The organism is Aeromonas hydrophila subsp. hydrophila ATCC 7966 (genome assembly GCF_000014805.1).
Taxonomy (GTDB): domain Bacteria; phylum Pseudomonadota; class Gammaproteobacteria; order Enterobacterales; family Aeromonadaceae; genus Aeromonas; species Aeromonas hydrophila.
The window spans coordinates 561722-581250 of the sequence record NC_008570.1; the positions used below are offsets into that span (position 1 = coordinate 561722).

At 64.6% G+C, this 19529-nt stretch carries 22 protein-coding genes; 6 read left to right on the forward strand and 16 right to left on the reverse strand.

The genetic code is table 11. The features are described 5' to 3' along the window. Positions 1-6: 6 nt before the first annotated feature. Genes menC through AHA_RS02660 form a run of 5 tightly spaced genes read right to left on the reverse strand, consistent with a single transcriptional unit; the run spans position 7 to position 5660 of the window. On the reverse strand, positions 7-936 hold the full coding sequence (menC, locus tag AHA_RS02640) for an o-succinylbenzoate synthase (RefSeq protein WP_011704501.1): 930 nt from the start codon (positions 934-936) through the stop codon (positions 7-9). Continuing rightward, positions 936-1796 carry a 1,4-dihydroxy-2-naphthoyl-CoA synthase gene (gene menB / locus AHA_RS02645; protein WP_011704502.1) on the reverse strand — a complete coding sequence of 287 codons (861 nt, stop codon included), beginning with the start codon at positions 1794-1796 and terminating at the stop codon, positions 936-938. The genes menC and menB overlap by 1 nt, the downstream gene beginning before the upstream one ends. After that, positions 1789-2559 (reverse strand): 2-succinyl-6-hydroxy-2,4-cyclohexadiene-1-carboxylate synthase, encoded by a 771-nt coding sequence (gene menH / locus AHA_RS02650; RefSeq protein WP_011704503.1) that lies wholly within the window; start codon positions 2557-2559, stop codon positions 1789-1791. The genes menB and menH overlap by 8 nt, the downstream gene beginning before the upstream one ends. Beyond that, entirely contained in the window at positions 2549-4279 is a 1731-nt protein-coding gene (menD, locus tag AHA_RS02655) for a 2-succinyl-5-enolpyruvyl-6-hydroxy-3-cyclohexene-1-carboxylic-acid synthase (protein WP_011704504.1), read from the reverse strand. Before menD ends, menH begins: the two co-directional genes overlap by 11 nt. 34 nt (positions 4280-4313) lie before the next feature. Then, positions 4314-5660 (reverse strand): isochorismate synthase, encoded by a 1347-nt coding sequence (locus AHA_RS02660; protein ID WP_011704505.1) that lies wholly within the window; start codon positions 5658-5660, stop codon positions 4314-4316. A gap of 207 nt (positions 5661-5867) precedes the next feature. Here AHA_RS02660 and AHA_RS02665 point away from each other — a divergent pair, with 207 nt between their 5' ends. Beyond that, positions 5868-6773, forward strand: coding sequence for a 1,4-dihydroxy-2-naphthoate polyprenyltransferase (locus tag AHA_RS02665; RefSeq protein WP_026080210.1), 906 nt, complete (start codon positions 5868-5870; stop codon positions 6771-6773). Positions 6774-6879: 106 nt separating this feature from the next. Beyond that, positions 6880-7095, forward strand: a complete 216-nt coding sequence (locus tag AHA_RS02670) for a DUF6500 family protein (RefSeq protein WP_164927530.1) — start codon at positions 6880-6882, stop codon at positions 7093-7095. A 79-nt stretch (positions 7096-7174) separates the two neighbouring features. On the opposite strand, the gene AHA_RS02675 is transcribed toward AHA_RS02670, so the two are convergent. After that, a complete protein-coding gene (locus tag AHA_RS02675) occupies positions 7175-8572 on the reverse strand; it encodes a PepSY-associated TM helix domain-containing protein (RefSeq protein ID WP_011704508.1) in 1398 nt (465 codons plus the stop codon). 272 nt (positions 8573-8844) lie between these two features. Between AHA_RS02675 and AHA_RS02680 the strand changes: the two genes are divergently transcribed. Continuing rightward, positions 8845-9240: a hypothetical protein gene (locus AHA_RS02680; RefSeq protein WP_011704509.1), complete on the forward strand. Its 396-nt coding sequence runs from the start codon at positions 8845-8847 to the stop codon at positions 9238-9240. Positions 9241-9423: 183 nt separating this feature from the next. Here the strand turns inward: AHA_RS02680 and AHA_RS02685 are convergent, their stop codons facing one another. The 3 genes from AHA_RS02685 to AHA_RS02695 form a co-directional block, all read right to left on the reverse strand. Continuing rightward, on the reverse strand, positions 9424-9714 hold the full coding sequence (locus AHA_RS02685; protein WP_011704510.1) for a YkgJ family cysteine cluster protein: 291 nt from the start codon (positions 9712-9714) through the stop codon (positions 9424-9426). A gap of 72 nt (positions 9715-9786) precedes the next feature. Next, positions 9787-11163 (reverse strand): ATP-dependent RNA helicase DbpA, encoded by a 1377-nt coding sequence (dbpA, locus tag AHA_RS02690; protein ID WP_011704511.1) that lies wholly within the window; start codon positions 11161-11163, stop codon positions 9787-9789. A 57-nt stretch (positions 11164-11220) separates the two neighbouring features. Continuing rightward, positions 11221-11559, reverse strand: a complete 339-nt coding sequence (locus AHA_RS02695) for a hypothetical protein (RefSeq protein WP_139348842.1) — start codon at positions 11557-11559, stop codon at positions 11221-11223. Positions 11560-11727: 168 nt separating this feature from the next. Between AHA_RS02695 and AHA_RS02700 the strand changes: the two genes are divergently transcribed. Further along, positions 11728-12933: a NupC/NupG family nucleoside CNT transporter gene (locus AHA_RS02700; RefSeq protein WP_016349310.1), complete on the forward strand. Its 1206-nt coding sequence runs from the start codon at positions 11728-11730 to the stop codon at positions 12931-12933. Between the two features lie 92 nt (positions 12934-13025). On the opposite strand, the gene AHA_RS02705 is transcribed toward AHA_RS02700, so the two are convergent. The 4 genes from AHA_RS02705 to AHA_RS02720 all read right to left on the reverse strand — a co-directional run bounded on the left by AHA_RS02705 (position 13026) and on the right by AHA_RS02720 (position 15065). Beyond that, positions 13026-13526 (reverse strand): metal-dependent hydrolase, encoded by a 501-nt coding sequence (locus AHA_RS02705; protein ID WP_011704513.1) that lies wholly within the window; start codon positions 13524-13526, stop codon positions 13026-13028. Positions 13527-13618: 92 nt separating this feature from the next. Next, positions 13619-14173, reverse strand: a complete 555-nt coding sequence (locus tag AHA_RS02710) for a cytochrome b/b6 domain-containing protein (RefSeq protein WP_011704514.1) — start codon at positions 14171-14173, stop codon at positions 13619-13621. 48 nt (positions 14174-14221) lie between these two features. Beyond that, entirely contained in the window at positions 14222-14491 is a 270-nt protein-coding gene (locus tag AHA_RS02715) for a PepSY domain-containing protein (RefSeq protein ID WP_011704515.1), read from the reverse strand. 121 nt (positions 14492-14612) lie between these two features. Then, complete coding sequence (locus AHA_RS02720) at positions 14613-15065, reverse strand: YaiI/YqxD family protein (RefSeq protein WP_011704516.1); 453 nt, start codon at positions 15063-15065, stop codon at positions 14613-14615. A gap of 105 nt (positions 15066-15170) precedes the next feature. Here AHA_RS02720 and zntB point away from each other — a divergent pair, with 105 nt between their 5' ends. Together zntB and AHA_RS02730 are read left to right on the forward strand one after the other, a co-directional pair. After that, a complete protein-coding gene (gene zntB / locus AHA_RS02725; RefSeq protein ID WP_024943648.1) occupies positions 15171-16163 on the forward strand; it encodes a zinc transporter ZntB in 993 nt (330 codons plus the stop codon). A gap of 9 nt (positions 16164-16172) precedes the next feature. Next, positions 16173-16691 carry a mechanosensitive ion channel domain-containing protein gene (locus AHA_RS02730; RefSeq protein WP_011704518.1) on the forward strand — a complete coding sequence of 173 codons (519 nt, stop codon included), beginning with the start codon at positions 16173-16175 and terminating at the stop codon, positions 16689-16691. A gap of 42 nt (positions 16692-16733) precedes the next feature. Here the strand turns inward: AHA_RS02730 and AHA_RS02735 are convergent, their stop codons facing one another. The 3 genes from AHA_RS02735 to AHA_RS02745 all read right to left on the reverse strand — a co-directional run bounded on the left by AHA_RS02735 (position 16734) and on the right by AHA_RS02745 (position 19405). After that, the gene (locus AHA_RS02735; RefSeq protein WP_011704519.1) at positions 16734-16982 is read right to left on the reverse strand and encodes a hypothetical protein; all 249 of its coding nucleotides are present in this window, start codon (positions 16980-16982) and stop codon (positions 16734-16736) included. A gap of 63 nt (positions 16983-17045) precedes the next feature. Beyond that, complete coding sequence (locus tag AHA_RS02740) at positions 17046-17621, reverse strand: DNA-J related domain-containing protein (RefSeq protein WP_011704520.1); 576 nt, start codon at positions 17619-17621, stop codon at positions 17046-17048. Then, positions 17618-19405, reverse strand: coding sequence for a cation:proton antiporter (locus tag AHA_RS02745; protein ID WP_164927531.1), 1788 nt, complete (start codon positions 19403-19405; stop codon positions 17618-17620). Before AHA_RS02745 ends, AHA_RS02740 begins: the two co-directional genes overlap by 4 nt. Positions 19406-19529 lie beyond the last annotated feature (124 nt).

Here is a 19529-nt window from a genome sequence, read left to right on the forward strand (position 1 = left end):
GCCCCTTCAATCACGGTGAAACAGGGGCTCCAGCAGGCTCAGGTCGGGTTTGCCGGTCGCGTCCAGCAGATCGGCGGCCAGCCAGCGCCGGGTATCCAGGCCGGGGGCCTGATCCGGCGCCCATTCGCCCGCCAGATGGAACAGCTGGTTCAGGCCGAGGCCGGATTCGAAGCAGGAGGAGACGATCACCTTGAGGCGCAGCTCGCGAGCGCGGGCAACCAGCGCCTCGCAGTGGGCCAGGGAGCCGAGCAGGGTGGGCTTGAGTACCAGGGCGCGCAGCTGGGGGATGGGCTCCCACGGCTTGCCCTGGGCCAGCAGCTCGTCGATGGCCACCGGCATGCCGGTGCGATTGGCCACGAAGGCGATGTCGGCAAAGTTGGCGCAGGGGTCTTCCAGGTATTCGATCCGGTTTGGATCCAGATGGCCGCAGAAGGCCCAGGCCTCCTCGCGGGTCCAGCCCTGGTTGGCGTCCAGCACCAGCTTGAGGGTAGGGATGCGGTCGCACAGCAGGCGGATCAGTGCCAGCTCGTCACGCATGGGGTAGCGGGCCACTTTCAGCTTGGCCTTGCTGGGGGTCGTGTGCAGCCAGTTCTTCCAGTGCTTGAGCAGCTCCTGGGGGGAGCCCTGAATAAGCGGATAAGGCTCCGGCAGCGGGGTGGTCTGGGCAGGCCAGCAGCGGCGGGCGCAGTCCAGCCCGAATTGCACTGAAGGGAGCTGCGGGGCGATCTCCTGCCCCGCCGCCAGCTGCTCCAGAGAGGCGATGGCTTCGGCTTGCGCCTCGGCCAGGCTTTCGCGGGAGAAGCCGGGCAGGGGGGCGATTTCCCCCCAGCCGTCGTCAACGCGGACCAACAGGCCCTCTCGCGCCACCTCCACCTTGCCGTGAAAGGTCAGGGGCTGGGTAAAAGGCAGTTGGTAGCGATAGAGAGCGAGTGTCATCAGGGATTCCGCTTGTATTTGGAGAAGTCGGGACGGCGTTTCTCGTTGAACGCGTTGCGCCCTTCCTGACCCTCTTCGGTCATGTAGAACAGCATGGTGGCATTCCCCGCCAGCTCCTGCAAGCCGGCCTGGCCGTCGCAGTCGGCGTTGAGAGCGGCCTTCAGGCAGCGCAGCGCCATCGGGCTGTTCTGCAGCATCTCGCGGCACCAGCGCACGGTTTCACGCTCCAGCTCCGCCAGCGGCACGACGGTGTTGACCAAGCCCATGTCGAGGGCTTGCTTGGCATCGTACATGCGGCACAGGAACCAGATCTCGCGGGCCTTCTTCTGGCCGACGATGCGGGCCATGTAGGAGGCACCCCAGCCGCCGTCGAAGGAGCCCACTTTCGGACCGGTCTGGCCAAACTGGGCGTTGTCGGCGGCGATGGTCAGATCGCACATCATGTGCAGCACGTGGCCGCCACCGACCGCGTAGCCGGCCACCATGGCGACGACCGGTTTCGGGCAGGTGCGGATGTCGCGCTGGAAGTCGAGCACGTTGAGGTGATGGGTCCCCTCGTCATCGCGGTAGCCACCGTAGTCGCCACGGATCTTTTGGTCACCGCCGGCGCAGAAGGCCTTCTCGCCAAAGCCGGTCAGGATGATGGTGCCGATCTGATCGTCGTAGCGGGCATCGGCCAGCGCCTGCAGCATCTCTTTGACGGTGCGGGGACGGAAGGCGTTGCGAACCTGGGGGCGGTTGATGGTGATCTTGGCAATGCCATCGTCGGACTTGTGATAGAGGATATCCTCGTAACCGGCGGAGCAATCACGCCACTCGACGGGGGCATAGAGTTCCGCTTCAGTCATTGCTTCAATCATGACGCTTCTCTTCTTGTTGTTGGTTGACCCACTCCGCGAGGAGCCGGGCAAAAGTCTCAGGCTGGTGGGCATGCAGATTGTGGCCGCCATCCAGCTCCAAGTGGTTGATTTTGCGATGCTGACTCGCCATGAGGCAAGCCAGCTGATGGAATTTGTGATCCCGCTTGCCGCTCACCCAGGTGACCGGCAGCGCACCTTGCGCCAGCCAGGGGCCGAGATTAGGCTGCTGGCCCAGGGAGGTGGCGCGCAGCATGGCGGCCACGGCCTCGCCGTCGTTGCCAAGGCGGCGGGCTATCTGGCGCGCGCGGGCATCCTCACCCAGATCGGCGAACACCCCCTGCCGATACCAGTCGGCCAGCACGGCCGCCAGGGGCTCCTGCTCGAAGCGCCGGGCCCAGCCCTCATCGTGGGCGAGGCGGGCGGGCCGCTCTGCCGGTGGCAGGCCGGGGTGGCAATTTTCCAGCAGCAGGGCCTGCAACCCAACCAGCGACTGGCTGGCGTGATAGAGGGCGAGTCGCCCGCCCAGCGAATAGCCCACCAGTTGGTAGCGATCGATGTCGCGCGCGGCCAGCTCGTCGCACAGCCAGCGATGGGCCTGCTCGAACCCCGCAACCCGCACAGCCCGGTTGCTGCCGTGGCCCGGCAGATCCAGCGCCAGGCTGGGGAGGCCGGCCAGGGCCGCCTGCACGGGCTGCCAGTCGTGGGCATCGCCGAGCAGGCCGTGCAGCAGCACCAGCGTCGGTTGATCGGCACTAGCTGCCACGGATCGCGCTTCCCAGTGCCTTCAGATCCTCGGCGACTTCGCTGCTGGGGACCTTGATTTCAATCAGCGTTACCCCCTTTTCCAGTGCGGTGGTGTAATCCCGTTCAAAGTCGGCGAGGCTGGCCGGCGTCCGGTAGTGGAGGCCGAACATGGCGGCGGCGTGCTCGAAGTGCAGGCCGTGGGGCAGGCAGTAGTAGGTCTCCAGCAGCGCGTCCTGGGTCGGCACCGGCAGCATGCGAAAGATGCTGCCGCCGTCGTTGTTGAGCAGGATCACCACCAGCGGCCGGCTCGATTTGCCAAGCAGCGCCAGGCTGTTGAGGTCGTGCAGGGCGCTGAGATCGCCGAGCAGCAGGGTAGTGGGCTCATTGCTGCCCGGCTGGACCGATTGCGCGAAGCCGTAGGCGGTGGCGATGAGGCCGTCGATGCCGGAGGCGCCACGGTTGGTCATCACCCGGCTGGGGCCTTTGCCCGCCTCGCCGAGCATGTCCATCAGCCGGGCCGGCATGCTGTTGCCGACAAACAGCTGGCCCCTGATCAGCTGATTCAGACGATGACACACCCCGAGCTCGGAGAAACGCTCGCAGGCGCTGCGCACCTGCTGGCTCACGGCCTGCTGGCGCTCCGCCAGCCGGTGCCAGGGCAGGTGCGGGTGCGCCACCGGATGGGCGGCGGCGAAGGCGGCGGGGTCGCACAGCAGGCGGCGGCGCAGCCGGTAGTCCGGGTCGAGCCGGGCTGGCTGCGGGTCGATGAGCCAGTATGCTTGCCAGGGTTGCTGCTTGATGAACTGGCCGAGCCGCTTGGAGATGAGGCGGGCGCCAAATTGCAGCAATACCTCGGCCCGGGCCAGTTCGGCCACGAAGCCGCTGTGTTGCAGGGCGAGATCGGCGTGCACCAGGTTGCGGCCATCGAAGCGCAGCTGGCTCTGCAGATCTGCCAGCAGAGGCCAGCCGAGCCGCTCGGCCAGGGCGGCGACCGCCTTGGCCTGGACCGGATCCTGAATGCGGCCGGCGACGATGAGGCCGCGCTTGCCCTGTAGCTCGTCCCAGTCGGGCTGACACGGGCAGGGTGCCTGCGTCAGTTGCCAGGGGCTCCAGGGCTCGGATGAGCGGAGCCAGTCACCGAGGGGGGCCAGGTAGGCGGAGAAGTCCAGATAGGCGTCGCCTGGATAGAGTGGCTCGGGGTACATGCAGTTGAAGTGCACCGGCCCCGGTGTGCGCGCCTGCTGGGCCAGCGCCTGATCCACCGAGCTCAGCACGAAGGCGGCCGGGATGGTGGCGGTGGGGCTCGGCAGGTTCTGCTGATAGACGGGGTAGCGGCCGAAGATCCCCTGCTGGTCGATGGCCTGGTTGGCGCCGTTGTCGATGAGCTCGGGCGGCCTGTCGGCAGAGAGGATGATGAGCGGCACGCCGGTGAGCTGGGCCTCGGCCACCGCCGGCCAGAGATTGGCCACCGCGGTGCCCGAGGTCATGATCACCGCGACCGGGCGGCCGCTGCCTTTGGCCAGCCCCAGCGCCATGAAGCCGAGGCCGCGCTCGTCAAAGTGCAGATGGCGGCGAAAGCCGGGGTGGGCGGCGGCCGCCATGGTGAGCGGCGCCGAGCGCGAGCCGGAGGCCAGCGCGATGTCGCGCACGCCGAGGCGAAAGAGCTCCTCCAGCAAGAGGGAAGACCAGACGTGGTTGAAGGTGGCATGGTGGCTGGCAAACTCTTGGCGCGCGGACATGAGGCTCTCGCAGTGAGGAAACGATGAGAAAACGCTATCCCAGCAGGGAGAGCACGTTGGCGATCTTGTTGTCGAGTTCGGCCCACTCGGCGGCAGGCTCGGAACCCGCGACGATACCGGCGCCGGCAAACAGGGTGATAGCCTGCGCCGTGATGCGGGCGCTGCGGATGGCGACCGAGAACTCCGAGGTTTCCCGGCTCAGCATGCCGCAGGCGCCGGCATACCAGCCGCGATCATAGGGCTCGCGTTCGCGGATGAAGGCCAGCGCCGCCTCGCGGGGGGCGCCGCCCACTGCGGGGGTGGGGTGCAGCGCCTCCAGCAATTGCCAGTCGCAGACGCCGGGCTTGAGCTCGGCTTCGATGTCGCACTTGAGGTGCTGCAGCAGCCGCAGTTTGAGAATGCGCGGCTCGGTCAGGGTGGCATCTGTGGTAAGCGGCGCCAGCCGGCTGAGGATGTCGGCGTGTACCAGCCTGTTTTCCAGCCGGTTCTTGCTGTCGGCCAGCAGTTCGGCGGCCAGCGCGGCGTCGGTCGCCTCGTCGCCGGAGCGGCGGATGGTGCCCGCCAGCGCCTCGGTGAAGAGGTGCTGCTGTTCGCGGCGATAGAGCCGCTCGGGGGAGCAGGCGATGAAGCTCTGCTCGGGTGAAAACTGGAAGCCGAAGTGAAAGCAGTCCTGGCCGTGCTGTGCCCAGCTGGCCAGCAGCGACCAGGGGGCGACGGCCTGCGGGTCGGCCGTGAGCGTCGCACCGTCATGGGTGAGCCGGCTCTGGCGCGACAGCACCACCTTGGGGGTGTGGGCCTGGAACTCGGGAGCGGTGACCTGCTCGACCAGGGTCTGCCACTGTGGCTGGCTCGGGCAATCTTCCCGTTGCCATGAATGACGGGTCAGCGGCGGCAGAGGCGCCTCCGGCCGAAGGGCGTCGAGGGCGGCGGCGGCGGCCTGTAGTTCGACCTCGAAGGCGTCGCTGCCGGTCTGCTCCGGCAACCAGAGGTTGAGGCAGAGGGTGACGCACTCGCCACGGCGCACCAGCTCGATGCGGGGCAGCACGAAGCGGCAGGGGCCGAACCCCTGCCAGCCGGGCTGGGTGGGGTCGAACGCCAGTCCGCCATAGTAGCGGGGGCTGTCATCATGGGGCTGGCTGGTGTGTTCGCAGACCTGGCGGATCGCCTGGGGCTCGGTCAGCTCGCGCAGGCAGCCCAGCGCCACGTATTCGGGGCGGTCGTGTCCTCTGGCATGCCAATAGATACGGGGATAGAGGGTCTGCGCCGCGAGCCAGCCCAGAAAGGAGCCGACCTCGATTGCCACGCGCAGCCGCACGAAGCCGCTGGCATTGCCGTGACGCAGGGCGTCCAGTTGTTGCTTGATATGGGTCTGAGCCAACATGGATTTCGTCTATGAGCCGATAGTGACGGTCCATCCTGCAGAAGGATGCCGTTGGTTTATGCCAAAGGAGCGATTATTCCTATATATTATCTGCCCATTCGTCCATGTAAATCGCCCGGGGAGCTACCTCCCGAGGGGCCAAGTATACCGAAATCCGGTTCGATAACCCTTAACACGATCAATATCTGATTGTTTGGCCATCACAATATGACAAATACCTTATCTATTTGGTTGCTGGCGGCGCGTTTGCGAACGTTGCCGCTGGCGTGCTCCTCCATTTTGCTGGGTTCCGGGCTTGCGGCCAGCCGCGGTGCCTTCGACGGTACCATCATGGCGCTCTCCCTGCTGACCGCCATTCTGCTGCAGATCCTCTCCAATCTGGCCAACGATTATGGGGATGCGGTATCCGGGGCGGACAATGGCGAACGGATCGGCCCCCAGCGCGCCGTGGTCTCCGGCCTCATCACCCGCCGGCAGATGTGCGTGGCCATGGCGCTGACCGCGCTGGCCGCAGTAGTCAGCGGCCTCGCCCTGCTGGGCTGCGCTTTTGGCGATCAGTGGCTGCAGATCCTCACCTTCGTGCTGCTCGGCGGCGCCGCCATCGTCGCCGCCATCACCTACACGGTGGGCAAGACTCCTTACGGCTATCGCGGCTTCGGCGACATCTCGGTGTTCCTGTTCTTCGGCCTGCTGGGGGTGCTCGGCTCCTACTACCTGTTCACCAAGACCCTGCAGTGGGATCTGCTGCTGCCGGCCACCGCCTGCGGCCTGCTGGCCACCGCGGTGCTCAACATCAACAACGTGCGCGACATCGAGACCGACGCGGTCAGCGGCAAGATCACCCTGGCGGTGCGGCTCGGTCGCAACCGGGCCATTGCCTACCACTGGGTACTGCTGGGGGCGGCGTTGCTGACCACCATCGCCTTCCTGCTGACCCAGCCCGCCAGTTTCTGGCCCTGGATCTTCCTGCCGGCCATGAAGCCGCTCACCGATGCCGCCAAGACCCTGCGCCAGAGTTTCGATGGCGAGGTGCTGACCGGCGCGCTCAAGAAGACCGCCATCAGCGCCTTCCTGTTCAGCCTGCTGCTCTCCATCGGGCTGGCGCTCTCCTGACTGGGTGCCATGTGATCGGCAAGGCAAAAGGGCTCCCGGACGGGGGCCCTTTTTGTTGGTTGGGGTATGCTGGCCGGCCAATCACTCATCAGGTCGGAACGCCGCCATGCGCGACTCGCTCAAACAGAAAATCATTCAGGTGTGCCATCAGAAAATCGCGCAGAAGGGGGAGGCGGTCGGCGTCTCCTTCTATGCGTTCTTTACCAACCGCAACGATGATCCCGAGTTGCTGATGGAGGCGGCGACTTGGTGGATCCAGACCCAGCGCCTCGATCACTTCGAGAAGGCGACGAAGATCCTCCAGCTGGTGGAGCAAGCGTAAAGGCGCGCTGAAACCAGGAGGGCTCCCGTGTGGGAGCCCTCCTTGAGTGGCGGCTTGGTGCGGCGCACGGCGCCGGCGACTAGCTGACCCGTGCCAGCCTGGGCGCCCGACGGCGGGCGAAGAGCAGGCAGTCCAGCAGCCAGATCACCAGCATGGAGCCGCCCACCAGCGGGAAGCAGATACCGAGCAGGATCAGCAGGGCAATGGCGCCGCGCATGGGGGGCAGGCTGGCCGGCAAGGGCGGGGCGGCGAGGCGACCACTGGGGCGGCGGCTCCACCAGATCCAGAGCCCGCTCACCGAGCTCAGCAACACCAGCAGGCAGATGAGCAGCATGGCCAGCTGGTGCGGCCAGCCGTAGAGCTTGCCCATGTGCAACATGACGCCGGTTTCCACCGTCTTGGCGACCGGGCCGTAGTCTTGCCAGCGCACGTCGGCCAGCACCTTGCCGCTGTATTGATCGATGTGCAGGGTGGCATCGTTGCGCGGATCATCGGCAGAGATGGCGATGGTGTAGACGCCGCTCGCCCCGGCCGGTGGCGTGATGCTGTAGCCCGGCGTGACCTGGCGTGCAGTGGCGATCTCCACCACCTGTTGCAGCGGGATGCGGTGCTCCGTCATCACCATGCCGTCGTGCTCGCCGCCGTGACCCATGGCGCTGTGGTCGTGGGCCTTGGGCTCGGCCGAGCTGGGGATGGGGGTGTTCTCGACCGCCCAGGGGACTGTCTGTTGATGGGCATGGTTGAGGCTACGCGCCAGGGGCGCCGACTTGGGCACCTCATTCCACATGGCGGCCGGGAAGCGATTCCAGACGGCGGCAAACTGATCGCCCCAGAAACCGGTCCAGGTCATGCCGCTCAAGAGCAGCAGCAACAGGAAGCCGGCCCCCCAGAAACCGACCACGGCGTGCAGGTCGCGCCACCAGAGCCGCCCGCGCTGGCTCCAGCGCGGCCACAGGATGCCGCCAACCCCTGGCCCCTTGCGTGGCCACCAGAGATAGAGCCCGCTGATGAGCAGCACTATTCCCCAGCCGGCAGCCAGCTCAATCAGCCTGTCCCCCACTGTGCCTATCATCAGCTCGGCGTGCAGGGCGCGGGCCACTGCCTGCAGATTCCACTTGTTGTCCAGGGTGCCGAGCAGGGTGCCGCTGGCGGGATCGAGGAACAGGGTCAGCTCGTTGCCGCCCTGGCGGACGATGAACTGGGCGCTGGCCTCCGGGCTGACCGGTGGCAGGTACTTGCTCAGGCTGGCATCCGGCATCGTCACCATCGCCTTGACCAGCAGCTGATCGGCGCTGAGCGGCTGGCTGACGGGGGCGACCTTCATCAGCTCGGGATACATCAGGTTGTCGAGCTGGGGCTTGAACAGATAGACGATCCCGGTCAGCGAGAGCAGGATCAGGAAGGGGGCGACGAAGAGACCCGCATAGAAGTGCCAGCGCCAGATGCGCTGATAGTGGTTCGCGTCCCGATTTTTCATCTCTGTTCCTTGCGCCGTGAGTTAACGTTTCAGTTGGTGGAATGTTGGTGGCGCGCGGATGATAGCAGCAACGTTTTGTTAACTGCAACAGAACATGAGGGCTGGTCGAGGCGGCGGGCAAGGGCGTGCTGAGCAGGCCGCCAGTGGGTCAACCGGTGACGCAGCCCATCCAGGCTCGCGCCTGGCAGAATGGACTTTTTGCAGAGAAATCCTTACCTTGTTGCAACATAAAAGGGTGCTTGCGCGACGAAAATCCAGGGAAGGAGGCAGACGTGAAGTTGCAACCACACGGCCATTTCGAGATGCAGCGACGAGGTCAGGTGCTGATCTGCCGACCGAGCGGCCCTTTCAATCTGGCGGGGGCCATGGCCTATGAGGCTCAGTTCAGCCAGCAGATCGCCAGCCTGCGCGACGCGCCCTGGGGCATTGTCGAAGTGGCGACCGAGTTCGAGGCGGCGGGCCCCGAGGTGCTGACCCGCTTTCGCCGCCAGTTCGGCTGGTGCGCCAGCAACGGCTGCGCCTTTCTGGCGGTGGTGCTGGCGGGCAGCTTCAAGCAGTATCTGGCAGATCAGGTGTTCAGCGGTTTGCCGTTTCAAGGCGTCCGCTACTTCGAGCAGACCGACGAGGCGCTGCAGTGGCTGGAACGGCAACTGGCCGGGCTGGTCTGACGGCGCACCATGGCGGGAGTGTGATGGAGTGCTCGCCCATCGCTCAATTGAGCTTGATAAACCACTTGTCCCGCTCGTCGACGCAGTCGGGCTCGCCCATTTCAAATTCACGGCATATCAAGGGGCGTACTTCATGGATGGGGCACATCATCGCGGGAGTGCGATCGAGTGCTCGCCCATCGGTCAGTTGAGCTTGATAAACCACTTGTCCCGCTCGTCGATACAGTCTGGCTCGCCCATTTCAAATTCACGGCATATCAAGGGGCGGACTTCGTAGATGCGGCACATCATGGTGTTGCGGTCGAGCGCCGCGCACCAGCCATCTTCCAGCCGGTGCATCACCGGCACTTCACCTTCCCGTTCTTCCACATAGCGATCCGGTACGCCGGTATCGGTAAACAGCATCACCTCGAGGCGGCAGCAGCAGGCTTCGCAGTTCTGGCAGCTCACTTCGGGTCGGGTTGTCTGGGTCATGGCATCTGCCTTGTTCTCATGGGCACGGATAAATATGAAACAGGCGCCGAACCGGCGCCTGTGTCGTGAACCTTAGCCCAGCTTGCGAGCGCGGTAGCTGCGCCCCTTGATCTTGCCTTCCTGCAGCCGCTTGAGGGCGGCGCTCGCCACCTGGCGCTTCACCGCCACGTAGGAGTACTGCTCGGAAATCTGGATCTTGCCCACATCGGCCCCGGCAATGCCGCCTTCGCCAGTGAGGGCGCCGAGGATGTCACCGGCGCGCACCTTGCTCTTGCGGCCCGCATCGATGGAGAGGGTCACCATCTGCGGTGCAATCGGCTTGATGTCGCGGCCGATCCCGGCCAGATCGCCCTGGGGAATGGGGGCCTGCTGGTACTCCTCGATGAAGTTGACGCGCTGGGCCTCGTTCGGCTGGTAGAGGCTCAGGGCCAGGCCCTGCTGGCCGGCGCGGCCGGTACGACCGATGCGGTGCACGTGTACCTCGGGGTCGTAGGTCAGCTCGTAGTTGATGACGGCGCCCAGCTCCTTGATGTCGAGACCGCGGGCGGCCACGTCGGTGGCCACCAGGATGGTGGCGCTGCCGTTGGCGAAGCGCACCAGCACCTGATCCCGCTCGCGCTGCTCCAGGTCACCGTTCAGCGCCAGCGCCGAGAAGCCCTTGGCGGCCAGGTGATCGGCCACGTCGTTGCAGGCGCGCTTGGTGTTGCAGAACACCACGCAGGAGCTCGGCTGGTAGTGGCTGAGCAACCAGCCGAGGGCGTCGAGGCGCTGGCCGGCCGGCACTTCATACAGCTTCTGCTCGATGGCGCTGTCTTCGTGCAGGGACTCCACGCTCACCTCGACCGGGTTGCGCTGCACGCCGCGGCTCATCTGGGCGATCCCCTCCGGATAGGTGGCGGAGAACAGCAGGGTCTGGCGGTCGCGCGGGGCGTGGCTGATGACCCGGTTGATGTCTTCGCCAAAGCCCATGTCCAGCATGCGATCCGCTTCGTCCAGCACCAGCGTCTTGAGGCCGTCCAGCTCGAGGGTGCCCTGCTCCAGGTGCTTGAGGATCCGGCCCGGGGTGCCGACGGCGATGTGGGCGCCAAAGCTCAGGGTGGCGGATTGCGGTGCGGTCGGGGTGCCGCCGCACAGGGTGACCAGCTTGACGTTGGGCAGGGTACGGGCGAGACGGCGGATCTCGGTGGCAACCTGATCGGCCAGCTCGCGGGTTGGACAGAGCACCAGCGCCTGCACCTCGAGCCGGTTGACATCGAGGTTAGCAAGCAGGCCGAGGCCGAAGGCAGCGGTCTTGCCACTACCGGTTTTTGCCTTGGCGATCAGGTCTTTGCCATCGAGTACCAGGGGCAGACTCTGGGCCTGGATCGGGGTCATCTGCAGATAACCCAGGCTGGCGAGGTTGTCCTGCAGGGCGGGGGAGAGGTTCAGGCTGCTAAATTCGTTGTTCACAAAAAGACTCTATATCGGAGAAAACGGGCTGCGCCGTGCGCAAGGGCGCGCATTGTATCAGAAAGCGCTGCCGGGTGTGGCGGATTTTTGAACGACTGGACGGCGACGGTGGCGGGGCTGCGGCCGGGGAAAACCGGTGGCGGCATGTTGTCCGGCTCGTCTGAAAATACCCCACTGCCTTTCGGGAATTAGCTGAAAGAAGCCGGGCCATTCATCGCAAATAAGATAAACGTTTGTCACTTTGATTTGATTAAATAAATTCGCCGTAAATTTAACCTCACCGCTATGACGCCATTCGCCAGGTTTTAAATAAATGTGAGAAAGCTGTGAAAATAGCCCTTTCAGACTGAATGGTTTATTTTTAACTATCTGTTTATTAATGATTTTTATGTTCATTGAACAATGATTAGATGCTTGCGTGAGCGTTTAATTAATTTAAAAACGTTTGTATTATCCAACATGCATATTTTTACCGCAGATTGTGATGGCTATCTGATTTTTAAATATGCAAATGTCTATGATGGCGCCGGTCAAAAAATTACAAATTACTCAGGTGCTACTGGTATGGAATACGTTCACTTTGTGCTCGGACTCGTGATGGTCCTCGCTCTTGCTTTGCTGGCCAACCGCCACAACTGGAAACAGATCAAACTGCGTTATATCGGCCAACTGCTGGTGGTCGAACTGGCGCTGGCCTGGTTCATGCTGAACTCCGAAGTGGGTCTGGCGGTGGTGGGTGGCTTCGCGGCCGGCTTCACCAAGTTGATGGAGTTTGCCAAACAGGGTACCGACTTCGTGTTCGGCGGCCTGGTCAATGAAGGGGCCTTCTCCTTCTTCCTGATGGTACTGATGCCCATCGTCTTCATCTCCGTGCTGATCGGTATCCTGCAGTACATCCGTCTGCTGCCGCTGGTGATCCGCGGCATCGGTACCGTGCTGGCCAAGATCAACGGCATGGGCAAGCTGGAGTCCTTCAACGCCATCAGCTCCATGATCGTCGGCCAGTCCGAGAACTTCATCGCGCTCAAGAACATCCTGCCGCACCTGAACGAGAAGCAGATGTACACCCTGGCCGCCACTGCCATGTCCACCGTCTCCATGTCCATCGTCGGTGCCTACATGCAGCTGATCGAGCCGCGCTACGTGGTGGCCGCGTTGGTGCTCAACATGTTCAGTACCTTCATCGTGCTGTCGCTGATCAACCCCTACGAGCCGGACAATACCGTGACCGACGCCAAGGCGCTGGCCGAAGGTGACGAGCACCACAGCCCGAAGAAAGAGAACTTCTTCGAGATGCTGGGCGAGTACATCATGGCCGGTTTCACCGTGGCGGTCATCGTGGGTGCCATGCTGGTCGGCTTCATCGCCCTGATTGCCCTCATCAACTACCTGTTCGAGATGGCATTCGGCGTCAACTTCCAGTTCGTCATGGGCTACCTCTTCTACCCGATCGCCTGGATCCTGGGCATCCCGAGTGGTGAAGCGCTGCAAGCCGGCTCCATCATGGCGACCAAGCTGGTGACCAACGAGTTCGTGGCCATGATGGATCTGGGCAAGATTGCTGCCCAGCTCTCTCCGCGTACCATCGGCATCCTCTCCATCTTCATGGTGTCGTTCGCCAACTTCAGCTCCATCGGCATCATCGCCGGTGCGGTGAAGGCGCTGAACGAAGAGAAGGGCAACATGGTCTCCCGCTTCGGTCTGAAGCTGGTGTACGGCTCCACCCTGGTGAGTCTGCTCTCCGCCGTGATTGCCGGTGTGATGCTGTAATACCGCCACCCGCTCTCTCCATGACAAACCCCTGCCTCGGCAGGGGTTTGTTTTTTGGGGCGACAGCAGGTGCTAGCTGGCCTGACGGACCGCTAGCCTGGCCAGTGGGCCCAGTAACCGGCGGCCAGCAGAGTGAGGGTGCAAAAGCTGGTCTCGACGGCGCTGCCGCTTTTGAGCGGCCAGCCCGGCAGCCGGTAGCGGCGCTTGCTGGGCCACAGCAGCGGAATGCCGGCCGGGGTGAGCCAGTCTCCCAGCAGGTGGCTGAGGTAGCCGATGATAAGGGCATCCTTGACGCCGGTGGGCAGCAGGGCGGGAGCCAGGCTCTGATCCAGCCCCCAGATGGCGGCGGCCACCGCCAGCAGGCTGTGGGTGAAACCGCGATGGCCGAACAGCCGTGACAAGGGTTTCGAGATCCAGGGCAGGCGTTGCCCCAGCACCGACCTGGGGTGGTCGAGGTCCGGCAGCAGGGCGCTGGCCAGTGCGGCAGGAATGGTGTGCCACAGGCTGGCGTCGGCCAGGGCCGGCGTCAGCTGGAGTTTGTGGGCGAGCAGGGTGCAGGTAACGGAGAAGAGCAGGTGCCCTTGGGCTGTCATGATGGCTACGACATGGGGAAAATGGCGGCGCATCTTACCAGTGTCGCGGGCCATTGCAGCAAAAAACCGGGGCCCGATGGGCAGCCCGGTCATTAACTGCGCGGATCTTCCACCTTGGCGTCGGCGGGCACCCGTTTTTTGCCCAGCACCATGGCGCGCACCAGGTCGCTACGGGTGAGGCGATCGGTCAGGATCACCACGGCTGCATGGACGCCGACGGCAGCCATCAGGGTGTTGGCAATGATGCCGTGCAGCTCCTCCAGCCAGTCTTCGCCCCAGAAGGCATCCCAGGTGGTGAGCCAGCCGGTGACGACGGTGCCGACCAGCGACAGCAGCAGCAGCCAGATCATCAGGGCGCCGACCGGGTTGTGGCCGAGGTAGTAGGGGTGACTGCCCTGGGCCAGCTGGCGCAGGTAGTAGCGCACCCGGGCCGGGGTCGGCCACCATTGGCCGAAGCGGGCGTAATGGGGACCGACCAGCCCCCACAGCAGGCGGATGATCAGCAGGATGCCCACTGTGTAGCCGGCATATTTGTGGGGCTTGCTGCCCTCCTCCAGCACGAAGAAGTTGAGCAGGCAGAGGGTGACGGTGGCCCAGTGAAACACCCGGATGAGGGGATCCCAGACTTTCACTTCAGAGGTTGTCATGGTGTGGCTCCATAGAAAGGGCCGGCAGGAGGCCGGCCCATGGCCGGATTATTCGTCGATCTCTTCTTTGACTTTCTTCAGATCGGTCGGGTCGAAGTAGATCTCGACCTTGCGCTTCTCCTTGTCCCAACCGTAAATCTCGTAGCAGTTGGTCTTGGTGACCTTGAACTTCTTGATGTCATAGCCCATCGCCTTGATCTGCTGCTGAGCGTCGGCTTCGCTCATCCACTTGCTCTTGTCGGCCTGGGTACATTGGGGATCGGCCAGGGCTGCGCCGCTCAACAGGGGGATCAGTAACAACAGGGGGGTCAGTTTCATTGCTTGCTCCTTGCGGGTGGTTGGGTCAACAGCCACAAGGTTAGGGCACCAAACTTAAGGGAAAATTAAGCACAAGGAGGTAGGAATGAATATCCCCGGCTGGATGCCGGGGAGGGGGTAATCAACTCAGCTTGCCCCGGATGAGCCACTTGTCGAGGGCGTTGGCGAAGCGCTGCTTGTCGGCCGCGTTGAGGGGGGCCGGGCCGCCGGTCTGCACCCCGGCCGAGCGCAGCTCCTCCATGAAGTTGCGCATGCCGAGCCGCGCCTTGATGGTCTCGCGGGTGTAGATCTCGCCGCGGGGATTGAGCGCCTCGCCGCCGGCATCGATCACCCAGGAGGCGAGCGGGATGTCGCCGGTGATCACCAGATCGCCGGGTTTGACCTGCTGGGCGATGACATGATCTGCCACATCGAAGCCCTTCTCCACCTGCTGGGTCTTGATGAAGGGGGAAGGAGGCACCCGCAGCCCCTGATTGGCCACTAGCGTGGTCACCACCTGGGCACGGTGGGCGGCGCGGTAAAGGATCTCCTTGACCGGAATGGGGCAGGCATCGGCATCGACCCAGATGGGCATGGCAGGGCTTCCTGTGTCTGAAACGAGTGGCGCATCTTAACACGGCCGGCGCGGGGCGGCTGCCCCGGGGCTGAGTCGGGCCCGGCTTTGGTGTAAGCTGGGCCGATGAACATGAGCAAAAAGGACGAGCAGATGGATCGGGTGCCCAGTGACGTAATTTATGGCCTGACCCTGGATGGCAGGGGTGGCATGCAGCCACTGGTGGCGGGCAGTGAGATACCGGCGCAGCAGCCGGGCTGGCTGCATCTGGACTACGGCAATCCGGAGGCGGCGCGCTGGTTGCTGCAGACCCCGCTGCTCAATGATGCGGCGCGCGAGTCGCTGCTCGGCCAGAGCAATCGTCCCAAGCTGGTGCGGATGGGGGAGACGGTGCTGCTGATCCTGCGCGGCATCAACCACAACAAGGATCACAGGCCGGAAGAGATGGTGGCGCTGCGCATCTACATCACCCCGGATCTCATCATCAGCAGCCGGCGCCGGCCGCTGCTGTCGGAGCAGGACGTGTTTAACCAGCTCAAGCTGGGGGGCGGTGCCGATACCCCGGCCGACTGGCTGGTGGAGATCTGCGACGCCCTGACCGACCGGGCCGGGGAGTTCGTCGAGGAGCTGCACGATCAGATCTTGGATCTGGAGGAGATGGTGCTGATGCGCGATCTGCCCGCCAATGGCCGGTTGGCGCTGATCCGCAAGCAGCTCATCATGATCCGCCGCTACCTCTCGCCGCAGCGGGATCTGGTGGCGCGCCTCGCCAACGAGAAGATCAGCTGGCTGGATGAAGATGACCGCCGGCGTCTGCTCGACATCGCCGACCGGCTGCGGCGCTGGCTGGACGATCTGGATGCCGGGGTGGCGCGTACCGCCGTGCTGGCGGACGAGATCAACAACCTGATGGCGGAGGCGACCAATCGCCGCGCCTACCAGATGTCGGTGATGGCGCTGCTGTTCCTGCCCGCCAGCTTCCTGACCGGCCTGTTCGGCATCAACCTGGGGGGCATTCCCGGGGCCGAGAGTCCGACTGCCTTCTGGATCTTCTGCGGCTCCCTGGTGGCGCTGGCGACCGGGCTGGCGGTCTGGCTCAAACATCGGCGCTGGTGGTAAGGAGCAGACATGACGACATGGGAATCTTTTGGCGTGACCCTGCTGTTGCTGCTGGGCCACACCCTCGTTCGCGGGCTCATTCACAAGAGCCTGCTGGCGCTGGCCCAGACCCGGCAGGTGAGCGAGAACCGGGTGCTCTACGTGGAGCACGTGTTCCACTTCCTGCTCGGCTGCGCCACCCTGCTGATCCTGGCCGGGGTGTGGGGGCTCGACTTCTCGCGGCTGGTGGTGCTGGCCTCCTCCTTCTTTGCGGTGCTTGGCGTCGCCATGGTGGCGCAGTGGTCGATCCTCTCCAACATCACCGCCAGCATTACCATCTTCTTCGCCTTCCCCTACAAGATTGGCGACCGGATCCGGATCCTCGACAAGGATGACTCGGTCACCGGGGTCATCACCGAGATCGGCCTCTTCTACGTACGGGTGCGCGATGACAATGGCGATCTGGTCACCTATCCGGCCAACCTGATCCTGCAAAAGCCGGTCAGGCGGCTGGAGGGCAAGGGGGTGGAACCCCTGCAACCGGAATGAGAAAAGGCTCCTGCGGGAGCCTTTTTTGAGCCTGCCGATCACTCAGCGTTCGAAGAAGCGGTAGAGGTGTTCGACCTGGATCGGGCAATCCGCCACCAGGTGCACGTGCTGGCGGGCCTCCTCGACCGAGCCGAAGTAGCGGGGGCAGCCCAGGGTGTCGGTCATCTCGTACAGCTTGCCGTCCTGACCCCTGAACTCCACGATCCAGCCGGGCAGGATGGCGTCCTGCAGGATCTCGGCTTCCTTGAAGGCTTGCTGCTGATAGAGCTGGCGAAGTTCGCTGACTGTCATGACATCCTCCCGTGACGCTTGATGCCACTTCAAGTCTAGTGGTTGCGGTCGGGGTCGGCCGGCTCATTTGGCCGATTTGAGGTGCTCCCAGGCCCAGCGCAGGCGGATGAAGGTGTCGGCATCGCCCCCGCGATCCGGGTGGTGTTGCAGTGCCAGCTCCCGCCAGCGGCGGCGGATGGCATCGGGCTGCGCCCCGGTCGGCAGGGCGAACAGGGTCAGTGCCTCGGCCCTGTGCTCATCCCGCTCACAGGCCCGCCAGAAGCTGCCGAGCAGCGCCTCCACCTCCTCCCGGTCGGTCTGCCAGAACACCTGCCAGTCGAGGTAGTAACTGCGCAGCGCCTCGCCTTGGGCGAGGGCGCTTGCCCCCTCGCGAATGGCGAGTGGTTCGAGCCGGATATCCAGGGTGCTGATCACCAGCCACCACCCTTCGCCATGAAGCTCGGCCTGCAGGTGGTAGAGGGCGTTCATGATGAGGAAGTTGAGCCGAAACAGCTGCAGCTGCTCATCCCCCGGCAGAGGCGGGATGACCTCCTGGCGGCGCAGCTCGGCCAGCAGTTCGTGCACCTTGTAGCTGCCGCTTGCCTGCCGCAGCAGTGTCAGCAGTGGAGCCAACAGCGGGTTGGGCCGTGTCTCGCTCATGGGGTGGCCGTCTCCTTCGGCGGTTGCAGGGCGATCAGCAGCTCCCCGGCCAGCGGTTCGACGGGGCCGGTGACGATGCGGGCCCGCCCCTTGCCGTCCAGCACGAACAGCGGAATGGCGCCCGGGTTGGCCTCCTGGTACTGGGTCCAATCGAACGCCTCGCTCAGCCGGGTCGCCTTGATCTGGCCGCCCCGGCTCAGCAGGCCGCTCAACCGGGCGTAGTTGATGTCGGGACCGAACAGGTTCTGGCGGGCGCGAAAGGTGGCGCTCTCCCGATTGGCCTTGCCGTGCTGCTCGCTGGAGCGCAGGGAGTAGACCTTCTCCTCGCCGTAGAGGTGGGCGAAGTGCAGCACGCCGAGGGCGTTGTTGTGGCGGTTGGGGGAGAGCGCCAGCACTGTGCTGATGCTGGTGAGCGGCAGGTGCAGCTCGGCGTGTTCGGATTGCGGGTTGCCGAAGTAGCAGGGCAGGTTGCTCATCCGCGCCTGTTTGCAGAACTCCCAGGCGGGATCGCAGAGCTGAACCGGCACCCCCTGATCCGCCAGCGCCTTGCCGATGGCCCGCGCCACCGAGTTGGCCCCGATGATGAGCCAGGTGTTGGGGGCGCTCTGGCGCATCTTGAGCAGGCCGGCCAGCGGCGCCGAGGTGAGGCTCTGCAGCACCACGGTGGAGATGATCACCGCAAACACCAGGGGGACCAGCTTGTCGGCATCGGGAATACCGGCCTGGTGCAGGCTGATGGCGAACGAGGCGCTGACCGCCGCCGCGACGATGCCGCGCGGCGCAATCCAGCCGAGCAGGGCGCGGGCCCGCCAGGAGAGATCCGATCCCCAGGTGGAGACCAGAATGCAGAGCGGGCGCGCCACGAACTGCACCACGCACAGCAGCGCCAGCACCATGGGGCCGAGCTGCCAGAGCTGGGCCAGATCGAGGCGGGCCGCCAGCAGGATGAACAGGGAGGAGATGAGGATGACGGCGAGATCCTCCTTGAAGGCCAGCACCTCCTCCAGATCCAGCCCCTCCTGATTGGCGAGCCAGATGCCGAACACGGTGACCGCCAGCAGGCCGGATTCGTGGCTGAGCCAGTTGGAGAGGCTGAAGGTGACCAGCACCAGCGCCAGCACCCCGAACTTGTGCAGGCTGACCGGCAGCCAGTCCTTGCGGATCAGCAGGGTGGTGAGCCAGCCGGCGCCGACCCCGATGAGCGACCCTACCCCCACCGTTTTGGCCAGCGCCAGCAGGGTGTGGCCGATGAGATCTCCCTGGCTGCCGAGGCGCACCGCCTCGAACACCAGCACCGCAAACAGGGCGCCGATGGGATCGATGACGATCCCCTCCCAGCGCAGGATGCGGTCTACCTCCCGGGTCGGGCGGATCACGTTGAGCATGGGGGCGACCACGGTGGGGCCGGTCACCACCAGCACGGCGCCGAGCACCATGGCGACCCGCCAGTCCAGCCCCAGCAGGAAGTAACCGGCGCTGCCGATGACGGCGAAGCTGGCCAGCATGCCCACCGAGCAGAGGTTGCGCACCACCTTGCCGATCCCTTTCAGCTCGGCCAGGTGCAGGGTGAGCGCTCCCTCGAACAGGATGATGGCGACCGACAGGGAGACCAGCGGAAACAGCAGGTCACCGAGCAGGGCGTCGGGGTCGAGCAGGCCGCTGACCGGGCCCAGCAGCAGGCCGGTGAGCAGCAGAAACAGGATGGCGGGCACCCGCAGCGACCAGGCCAGCCACTGGGCCAGCACTGAGACCAGGGCGATCCCGGCCAGGGAGAGAGCAATCATGCAGACCTCGATTAAGGCGATGAACCTGGAGGAAGTGTAGTGGGGAAGATGGTCAGATTGACACCAGTCGGCGGCGGGAACAAGGGGGGAAGCGGATCGCGCGACAGCGGGCGTCACGGGGGCA

Bases quoted from the DNA above. Each gene is read 5' to 3' on its own strand.
- menC (WP_011704501.1), bottom strand. From the start codon at position 936: ATGACACTCGCTCTCTATCGCTACCAACTGCCTTTTACCCAGCCCCTG.
- menB (WP_011704502.1), bottom strand. From the start codon at position 1,796: ATGATTGAAGCAATGACTGAAGCGGAACTCTATGCCCCCGTCGAGTGG.
- menD (WP_011704504.1), bottom strand. From the start codon at position 4,279: ATGTCCGCGCGCCAAGAGTTTGCCAGCCACCATGCCACCTTCAACCAC.
- AHA_RS02660 (WP_011704505.1), bottom strand. From the start codon at position 5,660: ATGTTGGCTCAGACCCATATCAAGCAACAACTGGACGCCCTGCGTCAC.
- AHA_RS02665 (WP_026080210.1), top strand. From the start codon at position 5,868: ATGACAAATACCTTATCTATTTGGTTGCTGGCGGCGCGTTTGCGAACG.
- AHA_RS02670 (WP_164927530.1), top strand. From the start codon at position 6,880: ATGCGCGACTCGCTCAAACAGAAAATCATTCAGGTGTGCCATCAGAAA.
- AHA_RS02675 (WP_011704508.1), bottom strand. From the start codon at position 8,572: ATGAAAAATCGGGACGCGAACCACTATCAGCGCATCTGGCGCTGGCAC.
- AHA_RS02685 (WP_011704510.1), bottom strand. From the start codon at position 9,714: ATGACCCAGACAACCCGACCCGAAGTGAGCTGCCAGAACTGCGAAGCC.
- AHA_RS02695 (WP_139348842.1), bottom strand. From the start codon at position 11,559: ATGAACATAAAAATCATTAATAAACAGATAGTTAAAAATAAACCATTC.
- AHA_RS02700 (WP_016349310.1), top strand. From the start codon at position 11,728: ATGGAATACGTTCACTTTGTGCTCGGACTCGTGATGGTCCTCGCTCTT.
- AHA_RS02705 (WP_011704513.1), bottom strand. From the start codon at position 13,526: ATGACAGCCCAAGGGCACCTGCTCTTCTCCGTTACCTGCACCCTGCTC.
- AHA_RS02710 (WP_011704514.1), bottom strand. From the start codon at position 14,173: ATGACAACCTCTGAAGTGAAAGTCTGGGATCCCCTCATCCGGGTGTTT.
- AHA_RS02715 (WP_011704515.1), bottom strand. From the start codon at position 14,491: ATGAAACTGACCCCCCTGTTGTTACTGATCCCCCTGTTGAGCGGCGCA.
- AHA_RS02720 (WP_011704516.1), bottom strand. From the start codon at position 15,065: ATGCCCATCTGGGTCGATGCCGATGCCTGCCCCATTCCGGTCAAGGAG.
- zntB (WP_024943648.1), top strand. From the start codon at position 15,171: ATGAACATGAGCAAAAAGGACGAGCAGATGGATCGGGTGCCCAGTGAC.
- AHA_RS02730 (WP_011704518.1), top strand. From the start codon at position 16,173: ATGACGACATGGGAATCTTTTGGCGTGACCCTGCTGTTGCTGCTGGGC.
- AHA_RS02735 (WP_011704519.1), bottom strand. From the start codon at position 16,982: ATGACAGTCAGCGAACTTCGCCAGCTCTATCAGCAGCAAGCCTTCAAG.
- AHA_RS02740 (WP_011704520.1), bottom strand. From the start codon at position 17,621: ATGAGCGAGACACGGCCCAACCCGCTGTTGGCTCCACTGCTGACACTG.
- AHA_RS02745 (WP_164927531.1), bottom strand. From the start codon at position 19,405: ATGATTGCTCTCTCCCTGGCCGGGATCGCCCTGGTCTCAGTGCTGGCC.